We start from the raw sequence: 25,536 nt of genomic DNA, 5'->3' as shown, positions 1-25,536 counted from the left end.
GTCAGACGGACGAGTCCTGCGAAGGATGCTCGTTCCAGTGCAGTTTCTTGCGCAGCGTGGCGTAGGTGCTGTAGCCGACCGGATGCAGCACCGGCACGGTATGACGCGAGCGCCGCACCTCGATCGCGTCGTTCAGTTCGACGGCGGTGAACGATTGCATGTCGAAGTTCACGTTCACGTCGCGCCCGCCGATGATCTGAATGGTGACTTTCGAATCGTCGGGCAGAACGATCGGACGGTTCGAGAGCGAATGCGGCGCAATCGGCACGAGCACGAAGCCCTGCAATTGCGGATGCAGAATCGGCCCTGTGGACGACAGCGCGTAAGCGGTGGAGCCGGTCGGCGTCGCGACGATCAGCCCGTCCGAGCGCTGGTTGTACATGAAGTGGCCGTCCACCGAGACGCGCAGCTCCGCCATGCCGGAAAAGCCGCTGCGATTCACGACGACATCGTTGAAGGCGAGCGCGTGGTAGATCGGCTTGTCGTTGCGCACGATGCGCGCTTCGAGCAGCGTGCGCTCCTCGCGTTCGAACTGGCCCGCGAGCATCTGCGGCACGCGTTCGCGCATTTCCTTGAGCGGGATGTCCGTGATGAAGCCGAGCCGCCCGTGGTTCACGCCGATGAGCGGCGTCCTGTACGGCGCGAGCTGGCGGCCGACGCCGAGCATGGTGCCGTCGCCGCCGAGCACGACGGCGACATCCGCGCGCGCCCCGATCTCGGCGATGGACAACGCCGGGTATTCCGTCACGCCGACGTCTTTCGCGGTGCCGGCTTCGAACACGACGTCGAAGCCCTGGTTCGCAATGTGCTCCGCGAGCGATCGTAGCGGCGCCTCGATACCGGGCGTGTTGGTTCGCCCGACAAGGGCAACGGTCTTGAATTGGCCAATTTCCATGCCGGCATTACACCATAGGTCGAATGCGAAAAGAACGGTTGCGGCGGGCGGCGAGCCGCGTCTGGTTTATCGCTAGAATGGAGCGGACATCGAGCGGTCCGCGCGATCGGCAAGCGGCGCGAGGCTCCCCGAAACGGCTCGAACGAGCGGCCGCGCCCTGACACGTTGCGTTAAAATTTGCCCATGCTAGACCCTCGTGCACAAACCCTCCTGAAAACGTTGATCGAGCGCTACATCGCCGAAGGTCAGCCGGTCGGTTCGCGCACGTTATCACGCCACTCCGGTCTCGAACTCAGTCCCGCCACCATCCGCAACGTGATGTCGGACCTCGAGGACCTGGGCCTCGTCGCCAGTCCGCATACGTCGGCGGGGCGCATTCCCACGCCGCGCGGCTACCGGCTCTTCGTCGACACGATGCTCACCGTCGAGGCGCCGCAGGACGAGGCGATGACCACCGCCGTCAAGACGCGGCTGCAGGGCCAGGAGCCGCAGAAGATTGTCGCGGCGGCGGCGAGCGTGCTGTCGAGCCTGTCGTCGTTCGCGGGTGTGATCCTCACGCCCCGGCGCAGCCACATGTTCAAGCAGATCGAGTTCATGAGGCTGTCGGACAAGCGCATTCTGCTCATCATCGTGACGCCCGAGGGCGACGTCCAGAACCGCATGATGGCGACGCAGCGCGACTACACGCCCGGGCAGCTCACCGAAGCCTCCAATTACATCAACGCGCATTTCGCGGGCCTGTCCTTCGACGAAGTGCGCCGCCGGCTGCGCGAGGAAATCGACCAGATTCGCGGCGACATGACCACGCTGATGCAGGCGGCCGTCGTCGCGAGCACCGCCGAAACCGATCCGGGCGAGACCGTGCTCATTTCCGGCGAGCGCAATCTGCTGGAAGTGGCGGACCTTTCGTCCGACATGGCGCGGCTGCGCAAGCTCTTCGACCTCTTCGACCAGAAGACGAGCCTGCTGCAATTGCTGGACGTGTCGAGCCACGCGCAGGGCGTGCAAATCTTCATCGGCGGCGAGTCGAATCTCGTGCCGATAGAAGAGATGAGCGTCGTCACCGCGCCGTATGAAGTGAATGGAAAGATCGTCGGCACGCTCGGCGTGATCGGCCCGACGCGCATGGCGTACAACCGCGTCATTCCCATCGTCGATATCACCGCGCGCCTCCTTTCGATGTCGCTCAGCCAGCAGTAGCGCAGGCCTGCGGGCATCTTGCCGCGCGGTCCGGCCGCGCGCCACTAGGCCGTTCGGCCGATGATGCGCGCAGAAACGCGCCGCTATAATGGCCTTCACCTTTCGATGACTTCCGGCCGCCTTGCCCTATGCGTTTCGACCTCGAGTTGCCCTCGCAGCCCAGCGCTTCGCATCGCGTCGCAGTGCTGCTGATCAACCTCGGCACGCCGGACGCGCCCACGCCGCGGGCGGTGCGCAAGTATCTGACGCAGTTCCTGTCCGATCCGCGTGTCGTCGAAATTCCGGCTTTGATATGGCAAGTCATCTTGCGCGGCGCGATTCTTCCGTTTCGCGCTCGCGCATCTGCCAGGAAGTACGCGCAGGTCTGGATGGCGGAAGGCTCGCCGCTGCGCGTCTATACGGAGCGGCAGGTCGAGGCGTTGCGGCGGCTTTTCGCGGCGAATGATTATCAGGTGATCGTCGATTACGCGATGCGCTACGGTACGCCCGGCATCGGCGCGATGCTCAATCAACTGAAGCTCGAAGGCGCCGAGCGCATTCTGCTTCTGCCGATGTATCCGCAGTACTCGTCGTCGACCACGGCCACCGCCTTCGACGACGCCTTCACCGCGCTCAAGCGCGTGCGCAATCAGCCGGAAATTCGCACCATTCGCCATTACGCGGATCATCCGGCGTACATCGCGGCGCTCGCGGAACAGGTGCGCGAGTATTGGCGGCTGCACGGTCAGCCCGATTTCGCCGCCGGCGACAAACTCGTTTTGAGCTTTCACGGCGTGCCCAAGCGCACGATGGACCTGGGCGATCCTTACCACGACCAATGTCAGCTGACGGGATCGCTCCTCGCGTCGGCGCTCGGGCTCACGCCGGTGGAATGCCGCGTGACGTTTCAGTCGCGCTTTGGCCGCGCGGAATGGCTCCAGCCGTACACCGCGCCGACGCTCGCGGAACTCGGCGCGGGCGGCGTCGCGCGCGTGGACGTGTTCTGCCCCGGCTTCACGGCGGACTGCCTGGAGACGATCGAGGAAATCGGCATGGAAGTGCGCGATGAGTTTCTGAAGGCGGGCGGCAAGCATTTTCACCGCATTCCGTGCCTGAACGCGTCGCCGGCGTGGATCAAGGCGATCGGCGAGATCGCGGCACAACATCTGCAAGGATGGCCGGTGCAGGCCGCGCAACCGGCAACGGTCGCGGCCTGAATTTCGGCCCTGTCTGCCAAGCTGCAAGAGATTCACGATGAACTACAAGATTTCGACGGAACCCGGCGCGCGTCTGCGCATCGACAAGTGGTTATGGGCGGCGCGTTTCTTCAAGACGCGGTCGCTTGCGAGCGATGCGGTCGAAAAAGGCCGCGTGAAAATCGGTGGCGCGAACGTGAAACCGTCGAAGGACGTGCGCGTGGGCGATATCGTCGAGATCGATATCGAGCGGATCGTGTGGCAAGTGCAAGTGCTCCGAATCTGCGATGTGCGCGGCCCCGCGCCGGTCGCGCAGACGCTCTATTCCGAAACCGACGAAGGGCGCACGAAGCGGCTCGCCGAAGCGGAGCGGCGCAAGACCTACCGCGAGCCGGCGGCCGGCATGCAAGGCAGGCCGACGAAGCGGGACCGCCGCGTCATCGACAAATTTTCAGGTTCGGATTGAAGAATTCTTCGACTGTCGCGTGAACGCCGCCGTACTCGGTGGTACGGGCGGTCAGTGCGCCGGACATGCAGATGGTGGTGGTTCCCGCGACGAGTACCAGGGCGACCACCGCGATGACAAAGGTCAGTTTCATGGCACCCCCGCGAGCGGGCTGGGCGGTCGGAGGACCGCACGAGGATCAGGAAACGGGCAAGGCGTAAGCGGTTTGAAGCATTCGTAGGATTAGGGTTAACGTGTCTCCTGCGGTGCTTCTTCGAAGTGTAGGCGAGCGGCCGCATTCCCTCAATCTCATTTCGTTCGATGCGACGAAACGTCCGTTACCGCGTATTTCCCGCAACGCACCGATGGCACACTGGACGCGCAAATTTCGTCGGACAAAGCCTTGAAAACGTGTCCGTAGCCCCAATTTCGGCGGCTAGTGCGAGAAGCGTGGCGACCGGAACCGGGCGAGCGCTTCGTATCCCATCCACTCACAGCAATAACATTCAGCGACATGGAAAACACGCAAGAGAATTCAGCGAGCCAGAACGCGACGCCCGCCGACGAAAACGCGCGCCAGGCCGCCGACCTGAATCAGGCAACCACGCAAGCCGCTGCCGCTGAAGCGCCGTCGGCCGCCGACGCCGCGCCGCAAGCCGCGTCGAACGCCACTGAAACCGCGCTCGCCGAGGCGCAGGCCAAGGCCGCCGCGCTGCAGGAGGAATTTCTGCGCGCGAAGGCGGAAACCGAGAACGTGCGCCGTCGCGGTCAGGAAGACGTGGCGAAGGCCCACAAGTTCGCCATCGAGAGCTTCGCGGAGAATCTGCTGCCGGTGCTCGACAGCCTCGAAGCCGCGCTCGCCGATCAGTCGACCGATCTTGCGAAGGTGCGCGAAGGCGTCGAACTGACGCTGCGCCAATTGACCGGCGCGCTGGAAAAAGGCCGCGTCGTCGCGCTGAACCCGGTCGGCGAGAAGTTCGACCCGCATCGCCATCAGGCCATCTCGATGGTTCCGGCCGATCAGGAGCCGAACACGGTCGTCACCGTGCTGCAAAAAGGCTACATCATCGCCGATCGCGTGCTGCGTCCGGCGCTTGTCACGGTCGCCGCACCGAAGTAAATCCGCGAGGCGCGCGCTCATGGCCAACCTGCCCGTCGATTCCACCGCGTTCGCCGTCTTCGGCATGCAGGAGCTGGACGCGGCCGGTTTCGACGCCGGCCTCGCGTCGGCGGGCGACGAGCTGGCCGTCGTGTTCTTCTGGGGCCTCGACTGTTTCAATTGCGAAATCGCGAAAAAGGCGATGCTCGCGCAGCCGGAAGCCATCCGCGCGCTCGGGCTGAAGTGGTTTCACAGCAACGTCTACGAGCACCGCGAGCTTGGCCGCCGCTTCCTGCTGCACGGCGTGCCGACATGGTTTTTCTTTCACCGCGGCAAGCGGCTCGGCCGCGCGACCGGCTGGCACGGCCTCGCGCAGTTCGAGGCGGCTGTCGCGGCGGCGCGCGCCAAGATTCGCGCAGCGTGAAAGCAAGTCTGACGAGCGAGGCGCGCGAAAAAGTTATAGACCGCATCGCATTCAGGGTCTTGAAAACGAAATCCGCGCTCTTATCTTGCGTACAGGTATGAATTTTGGGCGTTCGGCCCGTTGAATCGGCCGCAAAAGCCGGCATTTTCCGGCCGCAGCGCCAAAGCGATCAAAGCTAGGAGAGTATAAAAAATGGGCAAAATCATCGGCATCGACCTCGGCACCACGAATTCCTGCGTGGCGCTGATGGAAGGCAATCAGGTCAAGGTCATCGAAAACGCGGAAGGCGCGCGCACCACGCCGTCGATCATCGCGTACATGGACGACAACGAGATTCTCGTCGGCGCGCCGGCGAAGCGTCAGTCGGTCACCAACCCGCGCAACACGCTGTACGCGGTCAAGCGCCTGATCGGCCGCCGCTTCGACGAGAAGGAAGTGCAGAAGGACATCAACCTGATGCCCTACAAGATCGTCAAGCACGACAACGGCGACGCCTGGGTCGAAGCGCACGGCAGCAAGCTCGCGCCGTCGCAGGTTTCGGCCGAAGTCCTGCGCAAGATGAAGAAGACCGCTGAAGACTACCTCGGCGAGCCGGTGACGGAAGCCGTCATCACGGTTCCGGCGTACTTCAACGACAGCCAGCGTCAGGCAACGAAGGACGCGGGCCGCATCGCCGGTCTGGAAGTCAAGCGCATCATCAACGAGCCGACGGCGGCCGCGCTCGCGTTCGGCCTCGACAAGGCCGAAAAGGGCGACCGCAAGATCGCCGTGTTCGACCTGGGCGGCGGCACGTTCGACATCTCGATCATCGAAATCGCGGACGTCGACGGCGAAATGCAGTTCGAAGTGCTCTCGACGAACGGCGACACGTTCCTCGGCGGCGAAGACTTCGACCAGCGCATCATCGATTACATCATCAGCGAGTTCAAGAAGGAGCAGGGCGTCGATCTGTCGAAGGACGTGCTCGCGCTGCAACGCCTGAAGGAAGCCGCTGAAAAGGCGAAGATCGAGTTGTCGTCCACGGCGCAGACCGACATCAACCTGCCGTACATCACGGCGGATGCATCGGGTCCGAAGCACTTGAACCTCAAGTTCACGCGCGCCAAGCTGGAAGCGCTGGTCGAGGAACTGATCGAGCGCACCATCGAGCCGTGCCGCATCGCGATCAAGGACGCGGGCGTGAAGGTCGGCGAAATCGACGACGTGATTCTCGTCGGCGGTATGACGCGTATGCCGAAGGTGCAGGAGAAGGTGAAGGAGTTCTTCGGCAAGGAACCGCGCCGTGACGTGAACCCGGACGAAGCCGTGGCCGTGGGCGCCGCGATTCAAGGTCAGGTTCTGTCGGGCGACCGCAAGGACGTTCTGCTGCTCGACGTGACGCCGCTTTCGCTCGGCATCGAGACGCTCGGCGGCGTGATGACGAAGATGATCAACAAGAACACGACGATCCCGACGAAGCACTCGCAAGTGTATTCGACGGCGGACGACAACCAGTCGGCCGTGACGATCAAGGTGTTCCAGGGCGAGCGTGAAATGGCCGCGGGCAACAAGCTGCTCGGCGAGTTCAACCTGGAAGGCATTCCGCCCGCACCGCGCGGCACGCCGCAGATCGAAGTGACCTTCGACATCGACGCGAACGGCATTCTGCACGTCGGCGCGAAGGACAAGGCGACGGGCAAGGAAAACAAGATCACCATCAAGGCGAACTCGGGCCTGACGGACGCCGAAATCGACAAGATGGTGAAGGACGCCGAAGCCAACGCCGAGGAAGATCACAAGCTGCGCGAACTGGCCGATGCCCGCAATCAGGGTGACGCGCTCGTTCACAGCACGAAGAAGGCGGTTGCCGAGTACGGCGACAAGGTGGACGCGAGCGAGAAGGAAGCGATCGAAGCCGCGCTGAAGGACCTTGAAGACGCGCTCAAGAGCAGCGCGAGCGACAAGGCGGCGATCGAGGCCAAGATCGAGGCGCTTGCCACCGCGTCGCAGAAGCTCGGCGAAAAGATGTACGCCGACATGCAGGCGCAGCAGGGCGCGGCGAGCGCGGCTGCCGGCGCGGGCGGCGCGGAAGCGGCATCGGCGGGCGCGAGCCAGCAGCATGACGATGTCGTCGACGCCGACTTCAAGGAAGTGAAGAAGGACTAAGCCGCAGGGCGCGTGGATGGCAACGTTCACGCGCCTTTCGGTGTCGTCACCGGGACGCGTCGAGCGTCTGACGTGAAACGCGCCTGGCGAGCCGAATGGCTCCCCGGGCACATTGTTTTTTTGGGGCGTCCGGCTGAAGACGGTTTTTCAGCGGGCGTCAGAGGTTCGCGCGGGTCGTTCGACCCTTAAGCATTGAGAGGAACCGTCGCGGCCAAATCCGCGGCGGCATGGAACCGACATGGCGAAACGGGATTACTACGACGTTCTGGGCGTCGCGAAGAACGCGAGCGACGACGAGATCAAGAAGGCGTATCGCAAGCTCGCGATGAAGTATCACCCTGACCGCAACCCGGACAACAAGAAGGCGGAAGAGAGTTTCAAGGAGGCGAAGGAAGCCTATGAAATGCTCTCCGACCAGCAGAAGCGCGCCGCTTACGACCAATACGGTCACGCGGGCGTGGATCCGAACATGGCGGGCGCGGGCGCGCAAGGCTTCGGCGGTTTCGCCGATGCGTTCGGCGATATCTTCGGCGACATCTTCGGGCAGGCGGCAGGCGGCGCGGCCCGTGGTGGACGCGGCGGTCCGCAGGTGTATCGCGGGGCCGATCTGCGCTACAGCATGGAGATCACGCTGGAGCAGGCCGCGCACGGCTACGACACGCAGATTCGCGTGCCGAGCTGGACGAACTGCAACGTCTGTCACGGTTCGGGCGCGAAGCCGGGCACGAAGCCCGAAACCTGCCCGACGTGTCACGGACAAGGTCAGGTGCGGATGTCGCAGGGCTTTTTCAGCATCCAGCAGACGTGTCCGAAATGTCACGGCAGCGGCACTTACGTTCCGGAACCTTGCGCGAACTGCCACGGCGCGGGCAAGGTGAAGGAAACGAAGACGCTGGAAGTGAAGATCCCGGCTGGCATCGACGACGGCATGCGCATCCGTTCGGCGGGCAACGGCGAGCCGGGCATCAACGGCGGGCCGAATGGCGACTTGTATGTGGAAATCCACATCAAGCAGCATGCGGTGTTCGAGCGCGACGGCGACGACCTGCACTGCCAAATGCCGATTCCATTCACGACAGCCGCGCTCGGCGGTGAGATCGAAGTGCCGACGCTCGCGGGCCGCGCGAGCTTCACCGTGCCGGAAGGCACGCAGTCGGGCAAGACGTTCCGTCTGCGCGGCAAGGGCATCAAGGGTCTGCGCTCCAGCATCGCGGGCGATCTCTACGTGCACGTTCAGGTCGAAACGCCGGTCAAGCTCACCGAGCAGCAGCGCGATCTGCTCAAGCAGTTCGAGAAGTCGCTCGTCGAGGGCGGCGCGCGGCATAGTCCGCAAAGCAAAAGCTGGTTCGACCGCGTGAAGAGTTTCTTCGATTGATGCAGTCGTTCCGGAAGGCAGGGCAGTTTCGCATCACGCGAGCATTGCCATGAAAATCGAAGCACGCAGCGCGACATTCGCGCTGCTCGACGATTGCGACGCGACCGCCGAAAGGCGGTCGAGTCGTTTGTACGCGGACTTTTCGCACGAGCGCGCGTGCGATGACGGCGGCGAACTCGATGCGCTATGCGCCGCCATCGAGCGTGATTTGCAAAGCGGCTTGCATGCGGTCGTCGTCGCGGATTACGAATTCGGCCGCAACCTCCAGTTCGGCGAGATCGGGCGCGGCGCGGACCGTGCACTGCGCGTGCTGATGTTCCGCTCGCTCAGCTTTCTTTCGCGCGATGAAGCCAGCGATTGGCTCGCGTCGCAGGATTGCGCAGGCACCGAGCCATCGACCGCGGGCATCGCGAGCATCGAGGCGAGCGTGACGCGCGAGGACTTCGAGCGTGCCATCGCCGCCGTCAAGCGCGCGCTGGAAGAAGGCGAGTCGTATCAGATCAATTACACGTATCGGCTGAACTTCGACGTGTTCGGCACGCCGCTCGCGCTTTACCGGCGGCTGCGCGAGCGGCAGCCGGTGCGCTACGGCGCGCTGATCGCGTTGCCCGACGGTCGCACCGTGGTGTCGTGCTCGCCGGAGCTTTTCATCGAGAAACACGGCGATGCCTTGCGCGCCCGCCCGATGAAAGGCACCGCGCCGCGCGACTCCGATCCCGCCGCGCTTCACGACGATCCGAAGAACCGCGCCGAGAACGTGATGATCGTCGATCTGCTGCGCAACGACATGTCGCGCGTCGCGCTCACCGGGTCGGTGCATGTGCCGGCGCTGTTTGCGGTCGAGCCGTATGCGTCGGTGTGGCAGATGACGTCGACCGTCGAGGCGCGCGTCGCGCCCGGCACGCCGTTCGCCGCGATCATCCGCGCGCTTTTTCCATGCGGATCGATTACCGGGGCGCCCAAGTACCGCACGATGCAACTGATCGACGCCATCGAAAGCACGCCGCGCGGCTTGTACACGGGCGCGATCGGCTGGGTGGATGCGGGCGGCGACTTCTGCATGTCGGTTGCGATCCGCACGCTCGTCATCGACGCTGCGGGCAAGCGCGGCGTGCTCGGCATCGGCGCGGGAATCGTGCTGGATAGCGTCGCGCAAAGCGAGTACGACGAGTGTCTCTTGAAGGCGCGTTTTCTGACGGGCGCGGACCCCGGCATCGAACTGTTCGAGACCGCCTACGCCACGCACGACGAGCGCGTGCGGCATTATGTGCGTCATTACGCGCGGCACGTCGCGCGCTTGAGCGCGAGCGCGTCCTACCTCGGCTTCCCGTTCGACGAGCGCGCGCTCCATGCGCAAGTTGCGCAGCATTGCGCGGGCTTCGACGCAGGCAAGCCATATCGCTTGCGTATCGCGCTCGACAAAAGCGGACGATTCGCGATGACTAGCGCGCCGCTCGCGCCGTTGCCGCCGGATACCGTGGATGTGCTGCTCGCATCGGAGCGTGGATTCGCGCCGCAGTCATCCGGCGATGTGCTGCTGCGCCACAAGACCACGCGCCGCGCCGATTACGACCGCGCATGGAAGGCCGCCGAAGCCGAAGGCGCGTTCGACATGCTGTTCACGAACGAACGCGGCGAGTTGACCGAGGGCGGCCGTTCGAGCGTGTTCGTGAAGCTCGGCGGAACGTGGTGGACGCCGCCCGTCGATGCGGGCGTGTTGCCCGGCGTCATGCGCGCGGTGCTGATCGAAGAACTCGGCGCGCGCGAACGCACGCTCGCGCCCGCCGACCTCGATCGCGCCGAAGACATGCTCATCAGCAACGCGCTGCGCGGCGCGGTGACGGCACGTCTGAAGCATTAACCCGCATTAACCCGCGCGAATCACCATTCGGCGACGCTGCCATCCGCGTGACGCCACACCGGATTGCGCCAGCGATGCCCGATCTTCGCCATCTCGCGCACCTTGTCTTCGTTCACTTCGATGCCTAGCCCCGGCCCTTGCGGAATGGAGACCATGCCGTCGTCGTACTTGAAGACTTCGGGATTCTTGATGTAATCGAGCAGGTCGTTGCCCGTGTTGTAGTGAATGCCGAGGCTTTGCTCCTGAATGAACGCGTTGTAACTGACCGCGTCGATCTGCAGGCAGGTAGCAAGCGCAATCGGCCCGAGCGGACAGTGCAGCGCGAGCGCGACATCGTAGGCTTCGGCCATCGACGCGATCTTGCGGCATTCCGTCAGCCCGCCCGCGTGCGACGCGTCCGGCTGAATGATGTCCACATAGCCGCCCGCGAGAATGTGCTTGAAGTCCCATCGAGAGTAGAGCCGCTCGCCGAGCGCGATGGGCGTGCTCGTCTGATTGACGATATCGCGCAGCGCCTCGACGTTCTCCGACAACACCGGCTCTTCGATGAACATGAGCTTGAACGGATCGAGTTCCTTCGCGAGCACCTTCGCCATCGGCTTGTGCACGCGGCCATGAAAGTCGACGCCGATGCCCACGTTCGGCCCGACCGCTTCGCGCACGGCGCGCACGTTGTCGATCACGCCTTGCACCTTGTCGAAGGTGTCGATCATCTGAAGCTCTTCGGAGCCGTTCATCTTCACGGCCTTGAAGCCACGCTCGACCACGGCGCGCGCATTGTTCGCGACGTCGCTCGGACGGTCGCCGCCGATCCACGAATAGACCTTTATCTTGTCGCGCACCGGGCCGCCGAGCAGCGCGTGAACCGGTACGCCGTGATGCTTGCCGAGAATGTCCCACAGCGCCTGATCGACGCCCGCGATCGCGCTCATGCCGATCGGCCCGCCGCGATAGAAGCCCGAGCGATACATCACCTGCCACAAGTCTTCGATATGTCGCGGATCTTTGCCGATCAGGTAATCCGCGAGTTCATCGACGGCGGCGGCGACCGTATGCGCGCGGCCCTCGACGACAGGTTCGCCCCAGCCGGTAATGCCCTCGTCGGTTTCGATCTTGAGGAAGCACCAGCGCGGTGGAACGATGAAGGTTTCGAGTTTCGTGATTTTCATGGGAGCGTCTCCGGCAAGGGTCTCCATAGTAGCAAAAAGCGGCGTGTCTGATCGTATTAATAGTACTATTGGATGGCAAGTCTTCGGGACCGTGATTCGATGCAGCATAATCACGCGCAACCGATCACGCCGACAAGGAGTTCATCATTCACCGCGATCTGCATGGCCGCGTGGCGCACGAACTCGGCATGGGCATCCTGCGCGGCGACCACGCGCCCGGCTCGCCGTTGCCGCGCGAAGCCGAACTGATGGAGCGCTTCGGCGTCAGTCGCACCGTGCTGCGCGAGGCGTTGCGCACGCTCACGTCGAAAGGGCTGATCGAATCTCGCCCGAAAGTCGGCACGCGCGTGCGTCCGAAACAAGCGTGGAATCTGCTCGACGCCGACATGCTCGACTGGTATTCGCGCGTCGCGCCGCCGATGACGTTCGCGCTCAAGCTGCAGGAAATGCGCGAGATGATCGAGCCTTACGCTGCCGCGCTCGCCGCCGTGAATCACGCGCCGGACACGCTGACGCGGCTGGAAGAGGCGCATCGCGCGATGGTGAACGCGCAAAACGTCGATGAATGGGTGCGCGCGGATCTCGACTTCCACCTGAGCGTGCTCGCGGCATGCAGCAACGAATTGCTCGTGCCGCTGGGCGCGCTGATCGAGCGCACGCTGGAAGGCCAGTTGCGTCTGAACGCGAAGCGCGCCGAGGTGTACAACGCGTCGCTCGCCGAACATACGGCCGTGTTCGATGCCATCGCCGCGCGCGATGCCGATGCCGCCCGTCGCGCGATGGCCGATTTGCTAGGCGTCACACGCGGGCGCATCGAAGGTTGAGGCGGCGCATCGCTCGAAAGAAAAAAAGCGCGCTGGCGTTTTGAACGCAGCGCGCACGCATGCAAGGAAATCGCCGATCAGGAATGCTTTTCGATCAGCTCGATCTTGTAGCCGTCCGGATCTTCCACGAACGCGATCACCGTCTTGCCGCCCTTCACCGGGCCGGCTTCGCGCGTGACCTTGCCGCCCGCTTCGCGGATACGGTCGCACGCTTGCGCCGCGCTATCCACCTCGAGCGCGATATGGCCGTATGCCGTGCCCATTTCGTACCTCTCGACGCCCCAGTTGTACGTCAGTTCGAGCACGCTGTTCTCGCTCTCGTCGCCGTAGCCGACGAACGCCAGCGTGTACTTGTACTCGGTGTTTTCGCTCTGACGCAGCACTTTCATGCCGAGAATGCGCGTGTAGAAATCGATGGAACGCTGCAGGTCGCCGACGCGCAGCATCGTGTGGAGGAGTCGCATGGTGAGGTTCCTGTTGTGTTGGACGGCGGCGCCAAGGCCGCGATTGCGGGGTGTCTGAAATTGTACCGTCCGTCCCAGGCGCGCGCTCAGGCGCTCTCAGAGCGCGCTCAAAGCGCGCTCAGAGCGCAGGAAGCAGGTCCGGCGGATGATGCTTGAGCGTATGCCGCGCCTCGCGGAACTCCGGAAAGATGGACTCGACCGTCTGCCAGAAGCGCGGGCTATGGTTCATTTCACGCAGATGCGCGAGTTCGTGCGCGACCACGTAATCGATGATCGACATCGGAAAGTGGATCAACCGCCAGTTGAGGCGAATCTTGCCATCGCTCGAACAACTGCCCCAGCGCGTCGCCGCCGATGAGAGCGCATACGAACGGAATTCGACGCCGAGCTTTTGCGCATACGCCGCAAGCCGCTCGCCGAAGATGCGCCGCGCTTCGCTTTGCAGCCAGCCTTGCACGCGGTCCTTGATGTGCTGCGCGTCGGCGAGCGCGGGCAGGGCGAGCGCGAGAACGCCGCTTTCGGCGTCGAAGGACAGCGCGCTCGCGGCCGGATTCAGGTACACGCGGATCGTCTTGCCGAGAAACGGAAGCTCTGCGCCGTCCTGCCATTCGATGCGCGGCAGCGCGCGCTGCTCCACGCGCGTCTGCCATTCGGCGAGCTTGCGCAAGATCCAGTTCTGCTTGTCGACGATTGCGCTTTCGATGTCCGCGATCGTCACCCAACGCGGCGCGGTAATCGTGAGTCCGGTCGCGTCGATGCAAAAGCCGATGGTGCGGCGCGCCGAGCGCTTGAACCGGTAATCGAGCGAGCGCGCGCCGAGCACGATGCGCCGCAGTCGCATGCCGTCGGGAAGCGGGGCGGGTTTCACCGGATCGCTCAAAGGCACCTCGCCGCGCAAGGAGGCGGGCGCGGCAGCGGGCGGCGATGAAGGCGCGTGCTCGAACGGGAGATCGAGTTGCAGGGTATCGAGCGCGACCGCGGGGCGCTGTCGCGAGGGAGGCTTCGACATCGGCTCGGCTTTGCGCTCGCGGCGCAGGAATGACGACAGGAACGGGTGAGGCACGCCGCGGCTCGATGACTTCGGATGCAAGGCCGCGTCAGCGGCCCGCACCCGCGGCGCCGGCTTGATGCGGCGCTTCGCCCGGCGACGCATACGCGAGCGGATCGATCCGGCGCATCTCGGTCTCGATCCAGTTCTCGACGCGCGTGTTCACTTCTTCGGGCGAGAGACCGGCGGTATCGATGGGCTTGCCGATCGACACCGTGACTATACCCGGATATTTGAGGAACGAATTGCGCGGCCAGACGTGCCCGGCGTTGTGCGCGATCGGCACGACAGGCGCGCCCGTCGCCACCGCGAAGCGCGCGCCGCCGGTCTTGTACTTGCCCTGCGCGCCCACTCGCGTGCGCGTGCCTTCAGGAAACATGATGACCCACGCGCCTTCGTCCATGCGCGCGCGGCCCTGCCGCGTGACGGAGGCGAAGGCATCGCGGCCCTGCGACCGGTCGATGTGAACCATCTTCAGGAGGCCGAGCGCCCATCCGAAGAACGGCACGTAGAGCAGTTCGCGCTTGAACACATAGCAGAGCGGACGCGGCATCAGCGCGGGAAACGCGAGCGTCTCCCACGCGGACTGATGCTTCGAGAGCAGCACGGCGGGACCGTTGGGCAGATTCTCCATGCCCTCGATCGTGTAGCGGATGCCGACGAGATATCGCAGCACGACGATCGTCGACTTGCACCAGCCGGCGGCCATCCAGTAGCGGTTGTGCGCGCGCATGAACGGAAACGCGACGAAACACGCGGTCGCATACGGCACCGTGTACACGACGAAGTACAGCATCAACAGCAAGGAACGGATGAAGCGCATGAAGCCTCAGCGATACGTGGCATACGTGGCATACGTGGCGGCGGCGCGCACGGTCAGTCGTGCTGCCGCGCGAGAAAGTCGAGCGCGAACGCGCGCAAGTCCTTGTGAACCTGCGTGCCTTCGGGCAGGTTGCCTTGCGCGAGCGTTTTTGCGCCCTTGCCGGTCAGCACCAGATGCACCGGAAAGCCGAGCGCGGCGCCCGCCTGAAGATCGCGCAGCGCATCGCCGACGACAGGCGTATCTTCCGGATCGATCTCGAAGCGGTCGATGATCTGCTGCAGCATGCCGGGCTTCGGCTTCCTGCAATCGCACTGGTCCTCGGCGGTATGCGGGCAGAAGAAGATTGCGTCGATCCGCCCGCCGACCGCCGCCGCCGCGCGATTCATCTTCTGATGCATCGCGTTGAGCGCGGCCATGTCGAATAGACCGCGCCCGATGCCCGACTGGTTCGACGCAATCGCCACGCGATAGCCCGCCTGATTCAGCCGCGCGATGGCCTCCAGGCTGCCCGGAATGGCGACCCATTCCTCCGGCGACTTGATGAACGCGTCAGAATCGACATTGATGACACCGTCGCGATCGAGGATGACGAGTCTTCTGTTCATGACTTACGCCGCCAGCTTCGAAATGTCCGCGACGCAGTTCATCTGCTGATGAAGCGCGTTGAGCAAAGCGAGGCGGTTGTTTCTGAGCGCCGCGTCTTCCGCGTTCACCATCACGTCGTTGAAGAACGTATCGACGCTCTCGCGCAAAGCGGCGAGCGCGGTCAGCGCTTCGGTGTAATTGCGCGCGGCGAGCTGGCTTTGCACGCGCGGCGTCACACCCTGAATCTGTGCGTACAGATTCTTTTCAGCCGCTTCCACGAGCAATTCCGGATTCACCGACGAAGGCGCGCCTTGCTCCGACTTCTTCAGGATGTTCGAAATACGCTTGTTGGCCGCCGCGAGCGATGCCGCTTCCGGCAGCGACGCGAACTCGCGCACGGCGTCGAGGCGCGCGACGATGTCGTCGAGACGCGAGGGATTCAGGCTCAGCACGGCTTCGATGTCGTTCGCTTCGAAGCCGCGTTCGCGCAGGAGACCGCGCAGGCGGTCCATGAAGAACGCATACACCGGCTCGGTCGAATCCGCGACTTGCGGCATGCCGGCGAACTGGCGCTGCGCGGCGGCGACGAGAGCGCGCAGATCGACCGGCAGCTTCTTCTCCAGCAGGATGCGCAGCACGCCCAGCGCATGACGGCGCAGCGCGAAGGGGTCTTTCTCGCCGGTCGGCGCAAGGCCGATGCCCCAGATGCCGACGATCGTTTCGAGCTTGTCCGCGAGCGCCACCGCCGAGCCGACACCCGTGGACGGCGTTTCGTCGCCGGAAAAGCGTGGCTGGTAGTGCTCCGAGCACGCGAGCGCGACTTCCTCCGGCTCGCCGTCGTGGCGCGCGTAGTACGTGCCCATCGTGCCTTGCAGTTCAGGGAATTCGCCGACCATGTCGGTCAGTAAGTCCGCCTTCGCGAGACGCGCGGCGCGGCGCGTGAGCGCGGCATCGACACCGATCATCGGCGCGATTTCGCCCGCGAGCGCTTCGAGGCGCTGCACGCGTTCGAGCGCGGAGCCGAGCTTGTTGTGATACACGACGTTCGCGAGCAGCGGCACGCGGTCTTCGAGACGCTTCTTCTTGTCCTGCGTGAAGAAGAACTTCGCGTCGGCGAGGCGCGGGCGCACGACGCGCTCGTTGCCTTCGACGATCTCGGCGGGCGTCTTCGTATCGATGTTCGACACGATCAGAAAGCGTGAGCGCAGCTTGCCGTTCTGATCGGTGAGCGCGAAGTACTTCTGGTTCGTCTGCATCGTGAGGATCAGGCATTCCTGCGGCACTTGCAGAAACTCCTCGTCGAAGCGGCACTGATAGACGACAGGCCATTCGACGAGCGCGTTTACTTCGTCGAGCAGCGCCTCGGGCATCACGACGCGGTCTTCGCCCGCGAATGCCTGCAACTGCGTGCGAATGGATTCGCGGCGGTCGTCGAAGTTCGCGACCACATGCGCCTTCGTGCGCAGCGTTTCCGCGTAGTCGTCGGCGTGCGCGATCGCGACAAAGCCGTGCGACAAAAAGCGATGGCCGATGGTCGTATCGCCGGCATCGACGCCGAGCGCGCTCACTGGCACGACATTGCGGTCATGAAGCGCGACGAGCCGCTGCACCGGACGCACGAACTGCACGTTGGTGCCGTCCGGGCGCTGATACGTCATGACCTTCGGGATCGGCAGCTTGGCGAGCGTTTCGTCGAGCGCGGCTTGCAGGCCTTCGGTCAGCGTCGCGCCGGGCGCGGCGTAGCGCAGGAAGAACGCTTCGGCCTTGCCGTCCTGCGCGCGTTCGAGTTCGGCGAGCGGGAAGTCCGGAAAGCCGAGCGCGGCCAGTTTCTTCGCGAGCGGCGCGGTGGGGTTGCCGTCTTTATCGAGCGCGACGGAAACGGGCAGCACTTTCTCGCGGACCTGCCTTTCCGGCGCGACATCGCGCACGTTGCGGATGAGCACCGCGAGGCGGCGCGGCGTCGCATATTTTTCGAACGACGCGGCGCCTTCGATCAGGTCGCGCGCGGCGAGCCGCTCCACGATGCCTTCGGCGAATGCGGTGCCGAGACGCGCGAGCGCCTTCGGCGGCAGTTCTTCGGTGAGCAGCTCGACGAGCAGAGAAGCGTGATTGAATTGCGTCATTGTTTTGTCTTGCCTCGTCAAACCTGGTCGTTGTGGCTGGATTCACCCGGGGGCGCGCTTTCCACCTTCAGCGGCGGCGCCCACGCGGGACGCGCGGCTTCTTCCTGATCGGTGACGAGGTCGGGATCGCGCCTGACCGGGTTGCCGAGCATCGGGAAGCCGAGCGCTTCGCGGGAATCGTAATAAGCCTGCGCGACGAGACGCGACAGCGCCCGGATGCGACCGATGTACGCCGCGCGCTCGGTCACTGAGATGGCGCCGCGCGCATCGAGCAGATTGAACGTATGGCCGGCCTTGAGCACGAGTTCATAGGCGGGCAGCGCGAGCTTCGCGTCGATCATCTTCTTCGCTTCGGCTTCGTAGCTGTTGAAGAATCCGAAAAGCAGATCAACGTTCGCGTGCTCGAAGTTGTACGTGGACTGCTCGACTTCGTTCTGGTGATAGACGTCGCCGTAGGTCAGCCGGCGCAGCACGCGCCCGTTCGGGCCTTCTTCTTCCCACTCGGTCCAGACGAGGTCGTACACGTTCTCGACTTTCTGCAGGTACATCGCGAGGCGTTCGAGACCGTAGGTGATCTCGCCGAGCACCGGCTTGCAATCGATGCCGCCCACTTGCTGGAAGTACGTGAACTGCGTGACTTCCATGCCGTTGAGCCACACTTCCCAGCCGAGACCCCACGCGCCGAGCGTCGGGTTTTCCCAGTCGTCCTCGACGAAGCGCACGTCGTTCTGCTTGAGATCGAAGCCGAGCGCTTCGAGCGAGCCGAGGTACAGATCGAGGATGTTCTCGGGCGCGGGCTTCAGCACGACCTGATATTGGTAATAGTGCTGCAGGCGGTTCGGATTCTCGCCGTAGCGTCCGTCCTTCGGGCGGCGCGAGGGCTGCACATACGCGGCGCGCCACGGCTCGGGGCCGATCGCGCGCAGGAACGTGTGGACGTGCGAGGTGCCGGCGCCGACTTCCATGTCGATCGGCTGAAGAAGCGCGCAGCCCTTGTCGTTCCAGTAGGACTGCAGCGTCAGGATGATTTGCTGAAAGGTGAGCATGATTGCCTTGGATGCGGACCGGGCGCGCGCCTCGCAAGACGCGCGTCGCCGAGGCTCGGCCGAAGTGCTAAAACCTTGAATTTTAGCTGGAACGGGGGGAGGGCGGGACTTTTTGGGAGACGCGCCGCTTCACCGGGCGGCGCGTGTTTGCGTTGTTGCGGCGGGCGTGCGCCGCGCTAGATGTGTTACGCGCCGCGCTTTCGTCCCGGCGCGAACGCGAACGCAATCGCGAGCAGGATCAACGACACGACGATCACCGTCACGTTCCCGCTCGTCACATACGGCGTGCGTCCGGACGTCCCTTGCACGCGCGCTTCGAGCACGCCCGTGGTGAACGTCGGCAGCTTCGACACCACATCGCCGTTCGCCGCGATCACCGCGGTCATGCCCGTATTCGTCGCGCGCAGCATCGGCCGGCCGGTCTCGATGGAACGCATCCGCGCGATCTGCAAATGCTGATCGAGCGCGATCGTATTGCCGAACCACGCGAGGTTCGTCGAGTTCACGAGTATGCCCGCGGGCGTTTCCTGCTCGCGGATCGTATGCGCGATCTCCTCGCCGAAGATGTCCTCGTAGCAGACATCGACGGCGATCGGCTGGTTATGCACGAAGAACGCTTTCTGCGCGATCGGGCCGCGCGCGAGATCGCCGAGCGGAATGCCCATCAGCTTCACGAACCAGTGAAAGCCGAGCGGCACGAACTCACCGAACGGCACGAGATGATGCTTGTCGTAGCGGTACACGTCGTTCACGCCTGGCGTGATGCCGAACAGGCTGTTCGTGAAATCGGCGGCGCGGCCATCGGGAAGCACGGTGACGCCGATCGCGCCGAAGAGAATCGACGAATTCGTGCGGTCCGCGAAGCCGCGGATCGCGGTCGCGAAACTTTCCGGCACCTGAACGGCCAGCACCGGCAGCGCGGTCTCGGGCGTGACGATGAGATCGGCGCGCTTCTCGGTGATGAGCCGCTCGTACAGCGCGAGCGATTCGTCGACGCCCGCCTGCTCGAACTTCATTTCCTGCTTGACGTTGCCTTGCAGCAGGCGCACGTCGAGCGGCGCGTTCGCGGGCGTCGTCCAGCGCACGAGCGAAAGCAGCATGCCCGCGACGATCAGCGCAAGCGCGATCAGCGCCGGAATCAGCGCGCGCCTGCGCTCTCTGCGTAATCCGAAAGCCGCCTGCACGACGAGCGCCGCGACGAGCGCGAGCACCCAGCCGACGCCATACACGCCGACGATCGCCCCGAAGCCCTTCAGCGGCCCGTCGACTTGCGCATAGCCGCTCGCGAGCCACGGAAAGCCCGTGAACACGAGCCCGCGCAGCCATTCGCCCAGCGCCCACGCGCTTGCGAAGGCGAACGCGCCGTGCCACGTCGGGCTGGTCGCCTGCTCGTCTTCGACGCGTCCTCGTCCCGCGACGAGCGACCAGACCGCGCCCGACAGCGCCGGATACACGGCGAGATACAGCGAGAACAACGCGACCGCGGCGGCCGCGAGCGGCGCGGCCATGCCGCCGAAGTCGTGCATGCTGACGTACAGCCACCAGACGCCCGTCACGAAGTTGCCGAAGCCGAAGGCCCAGCCGGTCGCCGCCGCGCTCTTCCAGCCGTTCGTGCGCGAAAGCCACGCAAAGAAGACGGTGAAGATGACGAGCTCGATCCATCCGCCGTGCGGCGTCGGCGCGAAGGAAAAGGTGTTCGCCGCGCCGAGCACGGCCGCCACGAGGTAATGCCAGAAGGGCAGCGCGCGAGGCGCGGCGGAGGCGTCACGTTGACGTGACAGCGAGCGAAGCGATGAATCGGCCATGAATGCGGAGGTCGGCGGAGGAAATGCGAGTCGATGCGTGCGGCGCGATGCGTCAATCGCGCAGCTCGCCCTCGTCGTCGCCGGTGTGATGCTGCTGAGTGAGGTTCGGCACGCGCCGCACGAGCAGCACATGGATCTGGCGGGCGTCGCCGCGCAGAATCTCGAACGCGAAATCGTCGATCCGGACCTTCTCGCCGCGATGCGGCACGCGCCCGAAGCGATGCGTGACGAGTCCGCCGATGGTGTCCACTTCGTCGTCGGAGAAGTCGGTGCCGAACGCTTCGTTGAACTGCTCGATGCCGGTCAACGCGCGCACGCGATACTTTCCGTCCGGCGACGCGATGATATTGCCGGCTTCCTCGTCGAAGTCGTATTCGTCCTCGATATCGCCGACGATCTGCTCGAGCACGTCCTCGATGGTGATGAGGCCCGCGACGCCGCCGTATTCGTCGACCACGATCGCGATGTGATTGCGGTTCACGCGAAAGTCGTGCAGCAGCACGTTCAGGCGCTTCGACTCGGGGATGAACACGGCGGGGCGCAGCATGCCGCGCACGTCGAACTCTTCTTCGGCGTAATAGCGCAGCAGGTCTTTCGCGAGCAGCACGCCGATGATGTTGTCGCGGTTGCCCTCGTACACCGGATAGCGCGAGTGCGCTTTTTCCAGCACGAAGGGAATGAATTCGGCGGGCGTTTCCGCGATGTTGATGGCGTCCATCTGGGCGCGCGGAATCATGATGTCGCGCGCGCAGAGGTCGGACACCTGAAAGACGCCTTCGATCATCGAGAGCGAATCGGCGTCGAGCAGGTTGCGCTCGTGCGCGTCCTGGAGCACTTCGAGCAACTCGTCGCGCGACTCCGGCTCGTGCGAGATGAAGTCGGTCAGACGTTCGAGCAGCGAGCGCTTTTCCTGAGGTTTGTCGGCGTGTCGTCGACTGGGATAGGGTTCGTTCATAGCGGAGCGCCCGGGAAGACCCGGGCGCGAATTTACGGAAACTTAAGGATACACCAAGGTAAAACGCCGGCTGGGTGGGGCGGCGCGCGTATCGGGCGGTGGGGACGGTTCGGTCATGCTATCCGACGAATGTGCGAATTCCATGTCCGGCGGGCAGCGTTAGCCGAACGGATAACCCCGCGCCGCCGTCATTTTCCGCCATCGCATCTCCTGAGAAGCGCCTCCAGCGCGCGATCCGGCATGCCGCTCTCGCGCAGCGCCTCGACCGTTCGGCTGACGTAATCGAGCGTCGTGCCATAACGACCGCTCGCGCAGCCGAACACCGTGCGGATGACGGGATCGGCGAGCTTTCCGGTATAGGACGTCGCATCGCGACGCATCACGAACGCGAGTGCCTCCACGCGCCGCCCGTCGACGAGCGTGCACGGCAGCCACGCGGGACGATACGACGCCATCGACATTTCGCGCCGCCAAAGCACTTCCAGATGCTCCGTAGCGTCCGCGCCGGAGATCCGGAATGCCATGCCCGTGCAGGAGCCGCCGCGATCGAGCGCCAGCACGAGGCCCGGTTGCTCGGGCGTGCCGCGATTCACGCGCGACCACAGATACAGCCCGCGATGATAGCCATGCACCTTGCCGCGCACGGCTTCGAGCGTCGGCAAGCCGGGATTCCAGATGAGCGAGCCGTAGCCGAAGAGCCACAGGTCCGACTTGCCGTCCCAGTGCCGGAGCGCGGCTTCGCGGGAGGCCGCGAGCTGTTCGTCGGTGAGAAGCGCGGTTTCGACGAGCGCGGGCGGATAGTTCGGGCAAGGTTGTTCGGATTCTTGCGGCGGAAATTCCGAAGGCGTGGACTCGGGCGTCTTGTCGTTCACGGTGCGTTTCGACGTTTCGGACAGTGGATCGGCGAAAGGATAGGTGTGTCGGTCAAGCCGCGGGCACGTAGGGATCGGGAAAACCCAAAGACCGCATGATGTCCGTCTCGATGGATTCCATCTCCTCCGCCTCGCTCTCGACCTCGTGGTCATAGCCCTGTGCATGGAGCGTGCCGTGCACGATCAGATGCGCGTAATGCGCCGCGAGCGGCTTGCCCTGCTCGGCGGCCTCGCGCTCCACGACCGGGCAGCAGAGGATGAGATCGCCCGCGACCGGATCGTCCTCCGATTCCGCGTAGGCGAACGTCAGCACGTTCGTCGCGTAATCCTTCTGCCGATAGGTGCGGTTGAGCAGGCGGCCTTCCTCCTCGTCGACGAAGCGCAGCGTCAGCTCGGCGTCCGCGAACAGCGACGCCTTGATCCAGCGCGCAACGGTTGCGCGCGGCAGAACCGCCTTGTGCGACGGATACGCCTTTGCCGCGGGAAACTGAATCGTCAGAGTCAGACGGTGCATCATTCCGACGGCTTCTGCGACTGCTGGGCGGCGCGCGCGGCTTCCGCGAGCGCGGCGTCTTTCTGCGACTGCGCGTCGTACGCCTCGACGATGCGCGCGACGAGCGGATGGCGCACCACGTCCGCCGACGTGAAATGCGTGATCGCGATGCCGCGCACTTCCGAAAGCACATGCTGCGCTTCGATCAGCCCGCTTTTGTGACCGCGCGGCAAGTCGACCTGCGTCGTGTCGCCCGTCACGACCGCCTTCGAGCCGAAGCCGATGCGCGTGAGGAACATCTTCATCTGCTCGGGCGTGGTGTTTTGGGCCTCGTCCAGAATGATGAACGCGTGATTGAGCGTGCGGCCGCGCATGTACGCGAGCGGCGCGATCTCGATCATCTGGCGCTCGAACATCTTCGCGGTCTTGTCGAAGCCGAGCAGGTCGTAGAGCGCGTCGTAGAGCGGGCGCAGATACGGATCGACCTTCTGCGCGAGGTCGCCCGGCAGAAAGCCGAGCCGCTCGCCGGCTTCCACGGCCGGACGCGTCAGCACGATGCGCTTGACCTGATCGCGCTCCAGCGCGTCGACGGCGCACGCGACGGCAAGGTAGGTCTTGCCCGTACCAGCCGGCCCGATGCCGAAGGTCACGTCATGCGCCACGATTTGCCGCAGATATTCGCGCTGCGCGGGCGTTCTGCCGCGCAAGTCGGCGCGGCGCGTGTAGAGCTTCGGGCCGTGGTCTTCGTCTTCGCCGAGATCCATCGTCGCGCTCGGCTCGTCGAACGGATGGTCCGGATCGCCGCGAAAACGCGGATCGATCTGGGCGTCGTCGCCGCCGTTCTCCTGCGCTTCCTTCGCGAGGCGCGTCGCGTGACGCGCTTCGACCAGCGCGAGCTGGATATCGTCGACGGAAATGGGGTCGCGCGCGCGGTTGTAGAAGTTCTCGAGCGCCGCGAGTGCGACCTTGGCGCCACGGCCGCGAATCGCAATCTTGTGACCGCGCCGCGACAGCGTGACATCGAGCGCCTGCTCGATCTGTCGCAAATTCTCGTCGAGCGGGCCGCAGAGGTTGGCGAGCCGCGCGTTGTCGTCGCGCGGAGCGGTGAATTCGAGATGCTGCTGGGGAGCGTTCTTCAAGGCGGGGTGGGTGTCCTGTCCGGTCTCGTAAGATTAATTGGCAAGTTCGGTCGCGGCCGTCTCCGGCGCGAGCACCAGCGCGCCGCGCAGCGAATGCGGGTACGCGTGATCGATCTCGACATCGACCATCTGGCCGATGAGCCGCGCATGCGAGGCCAGCGGCGCCGGGAAATTCACGACGCGATTGTTCTCCGTGCGTCCGGCGAGTTCGTTCGGGTCCTTGCGCGACGGGCCTTCCACGAGGATGCGCTGCACCGAGCCGACCATCGAGTTGCTGATTCTCACGACGTTTTCCTCGATCGTCGCCTGCAAGTGCTGCAAGCGTCCGAGCTTGACTTCGCGAGGCGTGTCGTCGTGCAGGTTCGCAGCCGGCGTGCCCGGGCGCGGGCTGAAGATGAACGAGAAGCTCGTGTCGTAGCTCATTTCGTCGACGAGGGCCATCATCTTCGCGAAATCGTCCTCGGTTTCGCCGGGAAAACCGACGATGAAGTCGGTCGACAGCGACAGATTGGGACGGACTGCGCGCAGGCGGCGGATGACGGACTTGTATTCGAGCACTGTGTAGCCGCGCTTCATCGCCATCAGGATGCGGTCGGAGCCGTGCTGCACGGGCAAGTGCAGGTGCGAGACGAGCTTCGGCACTTTCGCGTAGGTGTCGATGAGGCGCTGCGTGAATTCCTTCGGATGCGAAGTCGTATAACGAATCCGCTCGATGCCCGGCACTTCCGCCACGTACTCGATGAGCGTCGCGAAATCCGCGATCTCGTTCGAGCCGACGGTGAGCGCGCCACGATAGGCGTTCACGTTCTGGCCGAGCAGCGTCACTTCGCGCACGCCCTGATCCGCGAGGCCGGCGATTTCGGTGAGCACGTCGTCGAGCGGGCGTGAAACTTCCTCGCCGCGCGTGTACGGCACCACGCAATAGCTGCAGTACTTGCTGCACCCTTCCATGATCGACACGAACGCGCTCGGACCTTCCACGCGCGCGGGCGGCAGATGGTCGAACTTTTCGATTTCGGGGAAGCTGATATCGACCTGCGCGCGGCCGGTGGCGCGGCGCTTGTCGATCATGGCCGGCAGGCGATGCAGCGTCTGCGGGCCGAACACCAGATCGACGTAAGGCGCGCGCGACACGATGGACGCGCCTTCCTGACTCGCCACGCAGCCGCCGACGCCGATCAGCAAATTCGGGTTCGCTTCCTTCAGTTCGCGCACGCGGCCCAGGTCCGAAAACACTTTTTCCTGGGCTTTCTCGCGAATCGAGCAGGTATTGAAGAGGATGACGTCCGCGTCTTCGGGCGTATCGGTCTTGACGAGGCCTTCAGCCGCGCCGAGTACATCGACCATTTTGTCGGAGTCGTACTCGTTCATCTGGCAGCCGAAGGTCTTTACGTAAACTTTCTTGGTCATGAATGGTCGCCGGTCGCAGTGGTTAACCTGGGGGCGCAGTAGAAATGGGGGAGATTCGGCGCTTTTGCAGAAAGTGCGCCGCATTTGCTTGCGCTTAGCCCGATATTATAGCGCCGGCGACGTATTCCGACGTTACGCACGCGAGTCCGACGGAGGGGCCA

At 64.3% G+C, this 25,536-nt stretch carries 24 protein-coding genes; 9 read left to right on the top strand and 15 right to left on the bottom strand.

Translation table 11 applies throughout. The features are described from left to right. Position 1: 1 nt before the first annotated feature. Entirely contained in the window at positions 2-895 is an 894-nt protein-coding gene (locus LDZ27_RS12490; protein ID WP_244814384.1) for an NAD kinase, read from the bottom strand. Positions 896-1,078: 183 nt separating this feature from the next. Between LDZ27_RS12490 and hrcA the strand changes: the two genes are divergently transcribed. From hrcA to LDZ27_RS12475, 3 genes are all read left to right on the top strand, one after another. Next, positions 1,079-2,095: a heat-inducible transcriptional repressor HrcA gene (hrcA, locus tag LDZ27_RS12485; protein WP_244814383.1), complete on the top strand. Its 1,017-nt coding sequence runs from the start codon at positions 1,079-1,081 to the stop codon at positions 2,093-2,095. Positions 2,096-2,223: 128 nt separating this feature from the next. Continuing rightward, positions 2,224-3,291, top strand: a complete 1,068-nt coding sequence (gene hemH, locus LDZ27_RS12480; protein ID WP_244814382.1) for a ferrochelatase — start codon at positions 2,224-2,226, stop codon at positions 3,289-3,291. A gap of 37 nt (positions 3,292-3,328) precedes the next feature. Then, entirely contained in the window at positions 3,329-3,736 is a 408-nt protein-coding gene (locus tag LDZ27_RS12475; RefSeq protein WP_244814381.1) for an RNA-binding S4 domain-containing protein, read from the top strand. On the opposite strand, the gene LDZ27_RS12470 is transcribed toward LDZ27_RS12475, so the two are convergent. Continuing rightward, a complete protein-coding gene (locus LDZ27_RS12470) occupies positions 3,708-3,869 on the bottom strand; it encodes a hypothetical protein (RefSeq protein WP_244814380.1) in 162 nt (53 codons plus the stop codon). The two genes, LDZ27_RS12475 and LDZ27_RS12470, sit on opposite strands and share 29 nt — an antisense overlap. 360 nt (positions 3,870-4,229) lie before the next feature. Here LDZ27_RS12470 and grpE point away from each other — a divergent pair, with 360 nt between their 5' ends. The 5 genes from grpE (at position 4,230) to pabB (ending at position 10,619) form a co-directional block, all read left to right on the top strand. Continuing rightward, a complete protein-coding gene (gene grpE / locus LDZ27_RS12465) occupies positions 4,230-4,835 on the top strand; it encodes a nucleotide exchange factor GrpE (protein WP_244814379.1) in 606 nt (201 codons plus the stop codon). Between the two features lie 19 nt (positions 4,836-4,854). Next, positions 4,855-5,238 carry a thioredoxin family protein gene (locus tag LDZ27_RS12460; RefSeq protein WP_244814378.1) on the top strand — a complete coding sequence of 128 codons (384 nt, stop codon included), beginning with the start codon at positions 4,855-4,857 and terminating at the stop codon, positions 5,236-5,238. Between the two features lie 192 nt (positions 5,239-5,430). After that, complete coding sequence (dnaK, locus tag LDZ27_RS12455) at positions 5,431-7,383, top strand: molecular chaperone DnaK (RefSeq protein WP_244814377.1); 1,953 nt, start codon at positions 5,431-5,433, stop codon at positions 7,381-7,383. A 238-nt stretch (positions 7,384-7,621) separates the two neighbouring features. Beyond that, the gene (dnaJ, locus tag LDZ27_RS12450; RefSeq protein ID WP_244814376.1) at positions 7,622-8,758 is read left to right on the top strand and encodes a molecular chaperone DnaJ; all 1,137 of its coding nucleotides are present in this window, start codon (positions 7,622-7,624) and stop codon (positions 8,756-8,758) included. A gap of 49 nt (positions 8,759-8,807) precedes the next feature. Beyond that, positions 8,808-10,619, top strand: a complete 1,812-nt coding sequence (gene pabB, locus LDZ27_RS12445; protein WP_244814375.1) for an aminodeoxychorismate synthase component I — start codon at positions 8,808-8,810, stop codon at positions 10,617-10,619. 20 nt (positions 10,620-10,639) lie between these two features. Here the strand turns inward: pabB and dgoD are convergent, their stop codons facing one another. After that, positions 10,640-11,788, bottom strand: a complete 1,149-nt coding sequence (gene dgoD / locus LDZ27_RS12440; protein WP_244814374.1) for a galactonate dehydratase — start codon at positions 11,786-11,788, stop codon at positions 10,640-10,642. Positions 11,789-11,976: 188 nt separating this feature from the next. Between dgoD and LDZ27_RS12435 the strand changes: the two genes are divergently transcribed. Continuing rightward, on the top strand, positions 11,977-12,612 hold the full coding sequence (locus LDZ27_RS12435; RefSeq protein ID WP_370653398.1) for a FadR/GntR family transcriptional regulator: 636 nt from the start codon (positions 11,977-11,979) through the stop codon (positions 12,610-12,612). A 77-nt stretch (positions 12,613-12,689) separates the two neighbouring features. On the opposite strand, the gene gloA is transcribed toward LDZ27_RS12435, so the two are convergent. The 12 genes from gloA to miaB form a co-directional block, all read right to left on the bottom strand. After that, positions 12,690-13,076 carry a lactoylglutathione lyase gene (gloA, locus tag LDZ27_RS12430; RefSeq protein WP_244814373.1) on the bottom strand — a complete coding sequence of 129 codons (387 nt, stop codon included), beginning with the start codon at positions 13,074-13,076 and terminating at the stop codon, positions 12,690-12,692. Between the two features lie 118 nt (positions 13,077-13,194). Further along, entirely contained in the window at positions 13,195-14,085 is an 891-nt protein-coding gene (locus LDZ27_RS12425; RefSeq protein ID WP_244816139.1) for a M48 family metallopeptidase, read from the bottom strand. An 88-nt stretch (positions 14,086-14,173) separates the two neighbouring features. Next, positions 14,174-14,947, bottom strand: a complete 774-nt coding sequence (locus LDZ27_RS12420; RefSeq protein ID WP_244814372.1) for a 1-acyl-sn-glycerol-3-phosphate acyltransferase — start codon at positions 14,945-14,947, stop codon at positions 14,174-14,176. Between the two features lie 53 nt (positions 14,948-15,000). Next, complete coding sequence (gene gmhB / locus LDZ27_RS12415; protein ID WP_244814371.1) at positions 15,001-15,552, bottom strand: D-glycero-beta-D-manno-heptose 1,7-bisphosphate 7-phosphatase; 552 nt, start codon at positions 15,550-15,552, stop codon at positions 15,001-15,003. A gap of 3 nt (positions 15,553-15,555) precedes the next feature. After that, complete coding sequence (gene glyS, locus LDZ27_RS12410; protein WP_244814370.1) at positions 15,556-17,655, bottom strand: glycine--tRNA ligase subunit beta; 2,100 nt, start codon at positions 17,653-17,655, stop codon at positions 15,556-15,558. Positions 17,656-17,672: 17 nt separating this feature from the next. Further along, a complete protein-coding gene (gene glyQ / locus LDZ27_RS12405; RefSeq protein ID WP_244814369.1) occupies positions 17,673-18,701 on the bottom strand; it encodes a glycine--tRNA ligase subunit alpha in 1,029 nt (342 codons plus the stop codon). Positions 18,702-18,886: 185 nt separating this feature from the next. Next, complete coding sequence (gene lnt, locus LDZ27_RS12400; RefSeq protein ID WP_244814368.1) at positions 18,887-20,506, bottom strand: apolipoprotein N-acyltransferase; 1,620 nt, start codon at positions 20,504-20,506, stop codon at positions 18,887-18,889. Positions 20,507-20,558: 52 nt separating this feature from the next. Continuing rightward, complete coding sequence (locus LDZ27_RS12395) at positions 20,559-21,461, bottom strand: HlyC/CorC family transporter (protein WP_244814367.1); 903 nt, start codon at positions 21,459-21,461, stop codon at positions 20,559-20,561. 188 nt (positions 21,462-21,649) lie between these two features. Next, entirely contained in the window at positions 21,650-22,333 is a 684-nt protein-coding gene (locus LDZ27_RS12390) for a gamma-glutamylcyclotransferase (protein ID WP_244814366.1), read from the bottom strand. 52 nt (positions 22,334-22,385) lie between these two features. Then, positions 22,386-22,850, bottom strand: coding sequence for an rRNA maturation RNase YbeY (ybeY, locus tag LDZ27_RS12385; protein WP_244814365.1), 465 nt, complete (start codon positions 22,848-22,850; stop codon positions 22,386-22,388). After that, positions 22,847-23,965 (bottom strand): PhoH family protein, encoded by a 1,119-nt coding sequence (locus tag LDZ27_RS12380; protein ID WP_244814364.1) that lies wholly within the window; start codon positions 23,963-23,965, stop codon positions 22,847-22,849. The genes ybeY and LDZ27_RS12380 overlap by 4 nt, the downstream gene beginning before the upstream one ends. A 33-nt stretch (positions 23,966-23,998) precedes the next feature. Next, positions 23,999-25,375, bottom strand: coding sequence for a tRNA (N6-isopentenyl adenosine(37)-C2)-methylthiotransferase MiaB (miaB, locus tag LDZ27_RS12375; protein WP_244814363.1), 1,377 nt, complete (start codon positions 25,373-25,375; stop codon positions 23,999-24,001). Positions 25,376-25,536: the final 161 nt, after the last annotated feature.

This window comes from Caballeronia sp. Lep1P3 (genome assembly GCF_022879595.1).
Classification (GTDB): Bacteria; Pseudomonadota; Gammaproteobacteria; order Burkholderiales; family Burkholderiaceae; genus Caballeronia.
The sequence above is the reverse complement of the archived record's forward strand: the minus strand, read 5'-3'. Positions and strand labels throughout refer to the sequence as shown.